Below are 12,941 nucleotides of genomic sequence, written 5' to 3' on the forward strand. Positions count from 1 at the left end.
CACCACCCGGCCGGGCGGCACTGCCTCATTGAGAAGGACCGCCCCCGGCCGGCGCAACACCCACCCCCGCCCAGGGCCCCATGTCTGGGCGTTTCCCGAAACCCCCGGTCACAGCGCCGAGTTCGCCCCCGTCCGACGCCCCGCGGAATCTAGGGGGCGCCCTAGTGGGTGCGCACCTAGCGTGAGGACCCCGACGGCCCGGGAACCTCCCAGCCCTGCCCCGACCGGCGGCCGGCGCCGTCGACCACGCCGCGCGCCGGGCGCATGCCGTCAGCACGCGCTGCCCGACGTCCACGGGCCCACAGGGCTGGGCCGACAAGCTGGTGGAGTGGAATGAGCGAGTCAGAACACACCCGGTACGGGCTCAACGCCGCGCCCCAGCGCGCCATCGCCGTCATCGGCCTGGCCTGCCGACTGCCCGGCGCCCCGGACGCCGACGCCCTGTGGCGGCTGCTGCGCTCCGGCGGCAGCGCCGTACGCCCCACGCCCGCCGACCGGCTGGCACTCGCCGGCGCCCCCGCCGAGGCCGACCCCGGCGACGACACCCCACGCTGGGGCGGCTACCTCGACGACGTCACCGGCTTCGACGCCGCCTTCTTCGGCATCTCGCCCCGCGAAGCCGACGCCATGGACCCCCAGCAGCGCCTGGTGCTCGAACTCGCCTGGGAGGCCCTGGAGGACGCCCGCGTCCTCCCCGCCCGCCTCGCCGCCACCAGCACCGGCGTCTTCATCGGCGCCGCCCACGACGACTACACCACCCTCGCCCACGGACTCGACCCCGCCGACGTCACCCACCAGTCCTTCACCGGCACCCACCGCGCCCTCATCGCCAACCGGGTCTCCTACCTGCTCGGCTTGCGCGGCCCCAGCCTCACCCTCGACTCCGCCCAGTCGTCCTCACTCGTCGCCCTCCACCTGGCCTGCGAGAGCCTGCGCGGCGGTGACAGCGACATCGCCCTCGCGGGCGGCGTCAACCTCCAACTCGCCCCGCAGAGCAGCCTCTTCCCCCACCGCTTCGGCGCCCTCTCGCCCGATGGCCACTGCTACACCTTCGACGCCCGCGCCAACGGCTACGTCCGCGGCGAGGGCGGCGGACTCGTCGTCCTCAAGCCCCTCGACCGCGCCCTCGCCGACGGCGACCCGATCCGCGCCGTGATCCGCGGCAGCGCCCTCAACAACGACGGCGGCGGCACCACCCTCACCGCCCCCGACCCCGCCGCCCAGGAAGACGTTCTGCGCCGCGCACTGCGCAACGCCGGAGCCGCCCCCCAAGACATCCAGTACGTCGAACTCCACGGCACCGGGACCCCGGTCGGGGACCCGGTGGAGGCCGCCGCGCTCGGCGCGGTGTTCGGCGGCCCGGAGCCCCTGCACGTCGGCTCCGTGAAGACCAACATCGGGCATCTGGAGGGCGCCGCGGGCATCGCCGGGCTCCTCAAGACGATCCTCGCACTCCAGCACCGCGAACTTCCGGCCACGCTCAACCACGAGATCCCCAACCCCGACATCCCGCTCGGCGCCCTCGGACTGCACGTCCGGACCGACCTCGGCCCCTGGCCCAGGCCCGACCTTCCCCTTCTCGCCGGTGTCTCCGCCTTCGGTATGGGCGGCACCAATGCACATGTGGTGCTGGAGGAGGCGCCGAGCGTCACTCCGGTGGACGAGGCTTCGAACCCGGTGTTCGCGGCGGGCGGTGTGGTGCCGTGGGTGGTGTCCGGGCGTGGCCGGGAGGGGCTTGCCGGGCAGGCGGGGCGGCTGGCCGAGTTCGCGGCGGAGGCAGGCGAGGGCATGCGGCCCGTGGACGTGGCCTGGTCCCTGGCCGCCACCCGTACCGCCTTCGAGCATCGTGCGGTTGCTCTTGGTGCCGAGATGAGCGAACGTGCCCGCATCCTGCGTGAGTTGGCCTCCGGTGCGGTGTCCGGTGTGGTGCGGGGTGCGGTTGTCCCGGGTGCGGATTGTGTGGTGTTCGTTTTCCCGGGTCAGGGGGCTCAGTGGGCCGGTATGGGGCGGGAGTTGTGGGATGCCTCGCCGGTGTTCGCGGAGTCGATGGAGGCGTGCGAGCGGGCGCTGGCGCCGCATGTCGAGTGGTCGCTGAGTGATGTCGTGCGTAGCGGGCGCGAGTTGGCGGACGTCGATGTGGTGCAGCCTGTGTCGTGGGCTGTGATGGTGTCGCTGGCTGCGGTGTGGCGGGCGTGCGGTGTGCGGCCGTCTGTGGTGGTCGGGCATTCGCAGGGTGAGATTGCTGCTGCTGTGGTGGCGGGTGGTCTGTCGCTGGAGGACGGTGCGCGGGTTGTCGCGCTGCGGTCCAAGGCGATCCGGGCCATCGAGGGCCGGGGCGGCATGGTCTCCCTCGCGCTGTCCCTGGCGCAGACCGAGAGCCTCATCGCGCGGTGGCAAGGGCGCATTGACATCGCCGCTGTCAACGGGCCGTCCTCCGTGGTCGTCGCGGGTGACGCGGACGCGCTGGACGAACTGATGGCCCACTGCGAGGGCGGTGACGCCCGGGCGCGGCGCGTTCCGGTGGACTACGCCTCGCACACCTGGCATGTGGAGGACATCCAGGACGAGTTGGGGCGGGCTCTGGGCCCGGTTGTGCCCCGCACCGGTGACGTTCCGTTCTTCTCCGCCACCGAGGCCGAGCTGATCGACACGGCCGTGCTGGACGGTGGCTACTGGTACCGCAACCTGCGCCAGCGCGTCCGCTTCGCCGACGCCATCGAAAGCCTGGTGGAGCAGGGCTATTCGGCGTTCGTCGAGGTCAGCTCGCACCCGGTGCTCGGGATGCCGGTGCAGGACGCGGCTCCGGAGGCGGTGGTCGTGGGCACCCTGCGCCGCACCAAGGGAGGCGCCGACCGCTTCCAGACCTCCCTGGCCGAGGCCTGGGTTCGCGGCATCCCCGTCGACTGGACGCGTGTACTGGCCGGGCAGGGCGGTCGTACGGTCCCGCTGCCGACGTACGCCTTCCAGCGCCGCCGGTACTGGCTGGACGGTGAGGCGTCACGCCGTACGGTGTCGTTCGCACCGCCGCCCGACGCGACGGGGCAGGCGACCGTACCGGGACACGGAGACCTGCTTCAGCTGATCCGGGCGCACGCCGCGGCCGTGCTCGGGCATGCCGGGCCCGGCGACGTGGACGCCACGCTGACCTTCAAGGCACTGGGCTTCGACTCGGCGACCTCGGTCGAGCTGCGGAACCGGATCGTCGCCGACACCGGCGCCTCCCTCCCGGCATCCGTGCTCTTCGACCACCCGACCCCGCGAGCCCTCGCCCGGCACGTACGCCAACTGCTCGACGGTGGCCCCGAGGCGGAGGTGGATCGCAGGAGGAGGGCCGACGAGGACCCCATCGCCGTCGTGGCCATGGGCTGCCGGCTGCCTGGTGGCATCCGCACGCCCGAGGAACTGTGGGACCTGCTGGCGACGGGCGGCGAGACCGTGTCCGCGTTCCCCGCGGACCGAGGCTGGGACCTGGAGAACCTGTACCACCCGGACCCCGAGCACCACGGGACGACGTACGCCCGCGCCGGTTCGTTCCTGTACGACGCCGCCGAGTTCGACCCGTTCTTCTTCGGTGTCTCGCCCCGCGAGGCCGAGGCGATGGACCCGCAGCAGCGGCTGCTGCTCGAAGCGTCCTGGGAGGCACTGGAACGCGCCGGGATCGACCCCACCACCCTGCGCGACAGCGACGGCGGTGTGTTCCTCGGGCTCATGCAGCAGGAGTACGGCCCCGGTCTCCGGAACGCCCCGGAGTCGGTCGACGGATACCTGCTCACCGGCACCTCGTGCAGTGTCGCCAGTGGCCGGATCGCCTACGTGCTCGGGCTGCGCGGACAGGCCGTGACCGTCGACACCGCCTGCTCGTCTTCCCTGGTCGCCCTGCACATGGCGGTGCAGGCGCTGCGCTCCGGTGAGTGCGCGTTCGCGCTCGCCGGTGGCGCCACGGTCATGGCGGAGCCCGGAATCTTCGTGGAGTTCAGCCGGCAGCGCGGGCTGGCGCCGGACGGGCGCTGCAAGCCGTTCGCGGCGGGCGCGGACGGCACCGGCTGGGGTGAGGGCGTCGGTGTGCTGCTGCTGGAGCGCCTGTCCGACGCGCGCCGCAACGGGCACCCGGTCCTGGCGGTGATCCGCGGCTCGGCCGTCAACCAGGACGGCGCCAGCAACGGCCTCACCGCCCCCAACGGCCCTTCCCAGGAGCGGGTGATCCGCGCCGCGCTCGCAAACGCCGGGCTCACCCCCGACCTGGTGGACGCCGTCGAGGCCCACGGCACGGGTACCACTCTGGGTGACCCGATCGAGGCGCAGGCGCTGCTGGACACCTACGGCCGGGGACGGACCCCCGAACGGCCGTTGTGGCTAGGCTCGTTCAAGTCCAACATCGGTCACACGCAGGCCGCCGCGGGCGTCGCCGGTGTGATGAAGATGGTGCTCGCCCTGCAGCACGGGGTGCTCCCGCGGACCCTCAACGTGGACGAGCCCACCCCGCATGTCGACTGGTCCACGGGCGCGGTGTCGCTCCTCACCGAGCCGGTCGAGTGGTCGCGCACGGAGGGGCGTCCGCGGCGGGCCGGGGTGTCGTCGTTCGGTATCAGCGGCACCAACGCGCATGTGGTGCTGGAGGAGGCGCCGGACGCCCCGGCGGGGGATGCGCCGTCCGGCTCACCGGTGTTCGCGGCCGACGGTGTCCTCCCTTGGGTGGTGTCCGGACGCGGTGGCGATGGCCTTGCCGGGCAGGCGGGGCGGTTGGCCGCCTTCGCCGCGGCGGGGGAGTCGGTGCGACCGGTGGACATGGCCTGGTCGCTGGCGGCGACCCGCACCGCCTTCGAGAACCGAGCCGTGATCCTGGGCCGCGACACGGACGAACTGCTCCCTGCCCTACGGGAGGTGGCCGCCGGAGCCGAGACTCTGCCGTCTTCCGTCGTACGGGGACGCGCGGCCCAAGGCGTCGACGACGTGGTGTTCGTGTTCCCGGGTCAGGGGGCTCAGTGGGCCGGTATGGGGCGGGAGTTGTGGGATGCCTCGCCGGTGTTCGCGGAGTCGATGGAGGCGTGTGAGCGGGCGCTGGCGCCGTACGTTGAGTGGTCGCTGAGTGATGTCGTGCGCAGTGGGCGCGAGTTGGCGGATGTGGATGTCGTTCAGCCCGTGTCATGGGCTGTGATGGTGTCGCTGGCTGCGGTGTGGCGGGCGTGCGGTGTGCGGCCGTCTGTGGTGGTCGGGCATTCGCAGGGTGAGATTGCTGCTGCTGTGGTGGCGGGTGGTCTGTCGTTGGAGGACGGTGCGCGGGTTGTCGCGCTGCGGTCGAAGGCGATCCGGGCCATCGCGGGGCGCGGGGGCATGGTGTCCGTACCGCTTCCGCTGGAGCAGGTAGAGGAACTCCTGGGCGACCGAGTCGACATCGCCGCCGTCAATGGGCCGTCGTCCGTGGTCGTTGCCGGTGACGCGGACGCGCTGGACCAACTGATGGCCCACTGCGAGGGTGCCGACATCCGGGCGCGCCGTGTCCCGGTGGACTACGCCTCGCACACCTGGCACGTGGAGGCCATTGAGGACGAACTCGCGAAGGTGTTGGGCCCGGTTGTGCCCCGCACCGGTGAGGTACCGTTCTTCTCCACTACCGAGGCCGGACTGATCGACACCGCTCGCCTTGACGGCGGCTACTGGTATCGCAACCTGCGTCAGCGTGTCCGCTTCGCCGACGCCATCCAGGGGCTCACCGAGCAGGGCCACTCCGCCTTCGTGGAGGTCAGCTCGCATCCCGTCCTCGGCATGGCGGTCCAGGAGACCGCCCCGGACGCCACGGTCGTAGGCACCCTGCGCCGCAACAAGGGAGGCGCCGACCGCTTCCTGACCTCCCTCGCCGAGGCCTGGGTTCGCGGTATCCCCGTCGACTGGACGAAGGTGCTCGCCGGACAGGGCGGCCGTACGGTCCAACTCCCCACCTACGCCTTCCAGCACCGCCGCTACTGGCTGGAGAAGGCCACTCCCGCAACCGTGGTAACCGCCTCCGACACCGTGGAGGCGCGTTTCTGGGACGCGGTCGAGCGTGAGGATCTCGAATCCCTTGCCGACGCGCTCCGACTCGAACACCGTGAACCACTGGCCGAGTTGATGCCCGCCCTCTCGCGGTGGCGCAAGGACGCCGCCGCCCGTTCCGCGGTGGATGAGTGGCGGTACAAGGTCGTCTGGAAGCCCCTCGGCGGCGAGACGCGGTCCGGCACGCTCGACGGTGACTGGCTGCTCGTCGTCCCCGAGGACGAGGCCGTCGCCGGGACCGAGTTCGTCGCTGCCGTCGCGGACGCCCTGAGCCGGCACGGCGCCCGCCCGCACACGCTCGCCCTCGGCGCGCGCCACGCCGACCCCGCCGTACTGGAGTCTGCGCTCCAGCAGGCGCTGCCCGAGTTGGAGACACCCCTCGCGGGTGTGCTCGCCCTCACCGGGCTGGACGACGGTCCGCTGCCCGAGCATCCCGTGCTGACCACCGGTTCCGCGCTCACCGTGTCGCTGCTCCAAGCGCTGGGCCGGGCCGGAGTGGCCGCGCCGCTGTGGTGCGCCACGCGGGGTGCCGTGGCCGTCGGTGAACAGGAGACGGCCGCCCGGCCGGAACAGGCGGCCGTGTGGGGTCTGGGCCGGGTCGCCGCGCTGGAGTTCCCGGAGCGCTGGGGTGGCCTGGTGGATCTGCCCGAGCGGCTGGACGGTCGTACCGGCACCGCCCTGTGCGCCGTACTGTCGGCGCGCGGCGACGGTGTGGAGGACCAGGTCGCCCTGCGCGCCGGGTCCACGTTCGTACGGCGGCTCATGCCGGCGCCCGTCTCCGCGCCCGCCGTGCGCCGCTGGGCGCCCAACGGCACCGCCCTCGTCACCGGCGGTACCGGTGCGCTCGGCGCGCACGTGGCTCGCTGGCTGGCGCGCGGCGGTGCCCAGGACGTGGTGCTGGTCGGACGCCGAGGGGTCACCGATGCCGGGGCGCTGGCGGAGCTGGAGTCAGAAGTCGCCACGTACGGTACCCGGTTGAGCGTCGTCCCCTGTGACGTTGCCGACCGTGCGGCGCTGGCGGAACTGCTGGACTCCCTGCGCGCCGAGGGCCGTACCGTCCGCACCGTCGTGCACGCGGCCGGTGTCGGTGTGCTCGGGGCGCTCGACGGCCTCGGGCTCGCGGAGTTCGCCGAGGTCACCGAGGGCAAGGTGGCCGGGGTCCGGAACCTCACCGAGATCCTGGACCCCGCCGAGACCGACGCGCTGATCTGCTTCTCCTCCATCTCCGGCATCTGGGGTGTCGCGGAGCACGCGGCGTATGCCGCCGCCAACGCCACCCTGGACGCCCTCGTCGAACACGCGCGCAGAAACCGTGGGTTGCCCGCCCTCTCCGTGGCGTGGGGTCCCTGGGACGGCGGCGGCATGATCAGCGAGGAGATGCGCGACCCGCTGCGCCGCCGGGGCATCCCCGTCATCGCTCCCGAACCCGCCATGACGGCCCTCCAGCAGGCGCTGGACCACGACGACACCCTGGTGGCCGTCGCGGACGTCGACTGGAACCGGTTCGTCTCCGTCTTCACTGTCGCCCGCTCCGCCCCGCTCATCGCGCACCTCAAGCCCAAGGCAGTCTCGCCGGATCCCGTCCGCGAGGAGCCCACCGGAAAGGACACGCTCGCCGAGCGGCTGCGCGCCCTGCCGGACGCCGACCGCGACCGCCATGTGCGGGAACTGGTGCGCGCCGAGGCCGCCGCCGTGCTCGGCCATCCCTCGGCCGACGCCGTCGACGCGGCGTACGCCTTCAAGGAGTTGGGCTTCGACTCGGTGAGCGCCGTGGAACTGCGCAACCGACTCGCCGCCCGCACCGGCCTGAAGATCGCCACGACCGTCGTCTTCGACCACCCCACACCGCTGGCGCTCGCCGAGCACCTGAGGCGGCTGGCCCTGGGCGACACCGCCCCCGAACCCGTGAGCACGGCTCCATCCGACCGGCCGCTCGACGACGACCCGATCGCCGTCGTCGCCATGGCCTGCCGCTACCCCGGCGGCGCCAACAGCCCCGAGGAACTGTGGCGGATCGTCACCGCGGGCGAGGACGTGATCACCGGTCTCCCCGCCGACCGCGGCTGGGACACGGCCCGGCTGTACGACCCCGACCCTGCCCGACCCGGCACCAGTTACGTCCGGCACGGTGGATTCCTCCACGACGCCGGGGACTTCGACGCGGCCTTCTTCGGTATCTCGCCGCGCGAGGCGAAGGCGATGGACCCGCAGCAGCGGCTGCTGCTGGAGACCTCCTGGGAGGCGTTCGAGCGCGCCGGCATCGACCCGCGCGGTCTACGGGGCACCCGCACCGGCGTCTTCACCGGCCTCACCGACCAGAACTACGGCACGCTGCTGACCCGCAGCAACGACGGCACCGAGGGCTACCTCGTCACCGGCGCCTCCACCGCCGTCGCCTCCGGCCGCGTCTCCTACGTCCTCGGCCTGGAGGGCCCTGCGGTCACCGTCGACACCGCCTGCTCCTCCTCGCTGGTCGCGCTGCACCTGGCGGTGGGGTCCCTGCGGTCCGGCGAGTGCGAGATGGCGCTCGCGGGGGCCGCGATGGTGATGGCCGACCCGGCGCCGTTCGTCGCGTTCAGCCAGCAGCGGGGCCTCGCTCCCGACGGACGCTGCAAGCCCTTCGCCGAGGCCGCCGACGGCTTCGCCCTCGCCGAGGGCGTCGGCGTCGTCCTGCTGGAGCGCCTGTCCGACGCCCGCCGCAACGGGCACCCGGTCCTGGCGGTGATCCGCGGCTCGGCCGTCAACCAGGACGGCGCCAGCAACGGCCTCACCGCCCCCAACGGGCCCTCCCAGCAGCGCGTGATCCGCGCCGCCCTCGCCGACGCCCGGGTCACCCCTGCGGACGTCGACGTCGTCGAGGCCCACGGCACCGGCACCCGGCTCGGCGACCCCATCGAGGCCCAGGCCCTGCTCGCCACGTACGGCCAGGACCGGCCCGAGGACCAGCCCCTGCTGATCGGCTCCCTGAAGTCCAACATCGGGCACACACAGACCGCTTCCGGTATGGCGGGCGTGATGAAGATGGTGCTCGCCATGCGGCACGGGCTCGTCCCCGGCACGCTGCACGTCGACGCGCCGTCCTCCCACGTCGACTGGACGTCGGGCGCTGTATCCGTGGTGACCGACACCGTGGGCTGGCCGGACACGGGGGGCCGCCCGCGCCGGGCCGGTGTCTCGGCCTTCGGGATCAGCGGGACGAACGCGCATGTGGTGCTGGAGGAGGTGCCCAGTACGCCGGATCCGGAAGATCGGTCGGAGCCGGTGTTCTTGGCCGGTGGTGTGGTGCCGTGGGTGGTGTCGGGCCGTGGTCAGGAGGGGCTTGCCGGGCAGGCGGGGCGGCTGGCCGAGTTCGCGGCGGAGGCAGGCGAGGGCATGCGTCCCGTGGACGTGGCCTGGTCCCTGGCCGCCACCCGTACTGCCTTCGAGAACCGTGCGGTTGCCCTTGGTACCGACCTGAGTGAACTTGCCTCGCGGTTCGGCGAACTGGAGTCGGACGCCGGTGTGGTGCGGGGTGCGGTTGCCGCGGGTGCGGATCGTGTGGTGTTCGTGTTCCCGGGTCAGGGGGCTCAGTGGGCCGGTATGGGACGGGAGTTGTGGGATGCCTCGCCGGTGTTCGCGGATTCGATGGAGGCGTGTGAGCGGGCGTTGGCCCCGTACGTTGAGTGGTCGCTGAGTGATGTCGTGCGCGACGGGCGTGAGCTGTCGGATGTGGATGTCGTTCAGCCCGTGTCGTGGGCTGTGATGGTGTCGCTGGCTGCGGTGTGGCGGGCGTGCGGTGTGCGGCCGTCGGTCGTGGTCGGGCATTCGCAGGGTGAGATTGCTGCTGCTGTGGTGGCGGGTGGTCTGTCGCTGGAGGACGGTGCGCGGGTTGTTGCGTTGCGGTCGAAGGCGATCCGGGCCATCGCGGGGCGCGGGGGCATGGTGTCCGTACCGCTTCCGCTGGAGCAGGTGGAAGCACTGCTAGGCGACCGAGTCGACATCGCCGCCGTCAACGGGCCGTCCTCCGTGGTCGTTGCCGGTGACGCGGATGCCCTCGACGAGCTGATGGCGCACTGCGAGGGCGCCGACATCCGGGCGCGTCGCATCCCGGTGGATTACGCCTCGCACACCTGGCACGTGGAGGCCATTGAGGACGAACTCGCCAAGGTGTTGGGCCCGGTTGTGCCCCGCACCGGTGAGGTTCCGTTCTTCTCCACCACCGACGCCGGACTGATCGACACCGCTCGCCTTGACGGCGGCTACTGGTATCGCAACCTGCGTCAGCGCGTTCGCTTCGCCGACGCCATCCAGGGGCTCACCGAGCAGGGTCACTCGGCGTTCGTGGAGGTCAGCTCGCATCCCGTCCTCGGCATGGCGGTCCAGGAGACCGCCCCGGACGCCACGGTCGTAGGCACCCTGCGCCGCAACAAGGGAGGCGCCGACCGGTTCCTGACCTCCCTGGCCGAGGCCTGGGTTCGCGGTATCCCCGTCGACTGGACGAGGGTGCTCGCCGGACAGGGCGGCCGTACGGTCCAACTGCCCACCTACGCCTTCCAGCACCGCCGCTACTGGCTCGACGTGCCCGAGGCCGCCCCGGCGTCCGGCGCCCCCGGCGACGACGTGGACGCCCGTTTCTGGGAGGCCGTCGAGCGGGAGGACCTGGAGGCGTTGGCCGAGGCGCTCGACCTCGCTCCCGATCGGCGCGAGACGCTGGGGGCCGCGGAACCGGTACTGCCCGTACTGGCCGAGTGGCGCCGGCGCCGGCGGGAGAGCTCGACGCTGGACTCCTGGCGCTACACGGTGACTTGGCAGCCTGCCGACGGCCGACCGGGTGCCCTGCCCTCGCACTGGCTGGCAGTCGTGCCGAGCGACGGCTCCCACACCGGCGAGCTGATCGAGCGGTTGCGCGGACGTGCGGACGTGGAGAGTGTCACCACCGTCCACTTCGACCTGGAGCGAGACGACCGCTCCGCCCTGGCCGAGCGGTTGCGGGAGGCGCTGGAGCGCGTTCCGGGCATCGGCGCCGTACTCAACCTCCTGCCGTTCGACCCGGAGGACGCACCGTCGGACGGCGAGGTTCTGCCCCGTCCCGTCACCGCCACCGTGCTGCTCATGCAGTCCCTGACGGACACCGGAGCGCGACTGCCGCTGTGGACCGTCACCCGGGGCGCGGTAGGGGTGACCGGGACGTCGTCCGACGGTGGACCCGCGCCGGAGCAGGCGGCCGTCTGGGGCCTGGGCCGGGTCTTCGGTCTGGAACACCCCCTCTGCTGGGGTGGACTCGTAGACCTCCCGCCGTCCCCGTACGCGGAAGACGGCGCGAAACTGTGGGACCGGCTCTTCGTCGCCCTGACCGGTGCCGACGACGAGGACCAGTTCGCCGTCCGTGCCGAAGGCCTGTACGTACGCCGCATGATCCGCAAGCCCGCCGGTCCGGACTCCGGGAGTGGTGAGGGCCGTACGGTCCGGTTCGCCGGTACGACGCTCGTCACCGGCGGCACCGGTGCCCTCGGCGCGCACCTCGCGCGACGGCTCGCCGCGACCGGCGCCGAACATCTGCTGCTGGTCAGCCGGAGGGGGCCCGACGCGCCCGGTGCGCTCGAACTGGAGGCGGAACTCACCGCGCTGGGCGCCCAGGTGACCATCGCGGCCTGTGACATCAGCGACCGGGACGCGCTGGCCAAGGTGCTCGCCGACGTACCGGGGAACGCGCCCGTCAACGCCGTCGTCCACGCGGCAGGTCTGGAGCCCCCGGCCGTCGGTGTGGAGGACACCGGCCTCGACGCGTTGCGCGCCGTGGCGGAGGCGAAGATCGCCGGCGCCGTCCATCTGGACGCGTTGCTCGCGGACCGGCCGTTGGAAGCATTCGTGCTGTTCTCCTCCGGCGCGGGCGTGTGGGGCGACGGCGGGCACGCCGGGTACGCGGCGGCCAACGCATACCTCGACGCGTTCGCCGAGTGGCGCCGCTCCCGCGGCCTGGTCGCCACGTCCATCGCCTGGGGCGCCTGGGCGGGCGGCGGCATGGTCGACGACGCCGAGAGTGACCGGCTGCGCGGCTACGGCGTGCCCACCATGGACCCGGAGGTGGCCGTCGGCGCCGTACAGCAGGCCCTCGACCGTGACGAGACGTTCCTTGTCGTGGCCGACGTGCTGTGGGACCGGTTCGCGGCGACCTACTCGGCCGCCCGGCGCCGCCGCCTGTTCGACGAGATCCCCGAGGTGCGCCGCGCGGCCGCCCGGGGCCACGAAGGGTCCGAGGACGCGGCGGCGGACGGCGGTTCGACGGGGGCGTTCGCCGAGCGGCTGGCCGGAGTGGGGCGCGTCGAACAGGAGCGCGTGGTGCTCCAGTTGGTCCGCACCCAGGTCGCCGCGGTCCTCGGCCATGACGGCACCGCCGCGATCAGCCCCTCGCACGCCTTCCGCGACCTCGGGTTCGACTCGCTGACCGCCGTCGAACTGCGCAACCGGCTGAAGGACGCGACCGGCCTCGCGCTGCCCGCCACGCTGGTCTTCGACCACCCCACCCCGGCAGCCCTCGCCGGACGACTGCTCACCGAACTGGCCCCGGACGCCGGGCAGTCGAGCGACAGTGAGCCGTCGGCGCTGGACGACCTGGAGGCCCAGGTGGCCGCACTCGATCCTGCCGACGCGGCGGCCCGTGACCGTATCGCCTCCCGGCTCCAGGCGCTGCTGTGGCGGCTGTCCGACAGCCCGGCGGACGCCGCGGCAGCGGCGAGCGACGGGAGTGACGACGACGCACTGCTCCAAGCCGTGTCCGACGACGAGATGTTCGACCTGATCGACCGGGAACTCGGCCTCAACTAGGACCGGCCGCCGCCCACCACCCGCACCCACGCACCCCACCTGCCCGTTGCCGACGCCGTACGGGTGACTCCAAGCCTTCGGGCCTGCTCTAGGGACTGATGACGCCA

The 12,941-nt window shown here is 72.7% G+C and carries 1 protein-coding gene; it reads left to right on the top strand.

Annotated elements, in window-relative coordinates:
• Nucleotides 1-333 precede the first annotated feature (333 nt).
• Nucleotides 334-12,834 carry a type I polyketide synthase gene (locus GA0115233_RS18445; RefSeq protein WP_176711843.1) on the top strand — a complete coding sequence of 4,167 codons (12,501 nt, stop codon included), beginning with the start codon at nucleotides 334-336 and terminating at the stop codon, nucleotides 12,832-12,834.
• Nucleotides 12,835-12,941: the final 107 nt, after the last annotated feature.

It is taken from the genome of Streptomyces sp. DI166 (genome assembly GCF_900091315.1).
GTDB lineage: Bacteria > Actinomycetota > Actinomycetes > Streptomycetales > Streptomycetaceae > Streptomyces > Streptomyces fuscus.

Excerpts from the sequence above, each read along its gene's own strand:
- GA0115233_RS18445 (WP_176711843.1), top strand. The coding sequence starts at position 334 with ATGAGCGAGTCAGAACACACCCGGTACGGGCTCAACGCCGCGCCCCAG.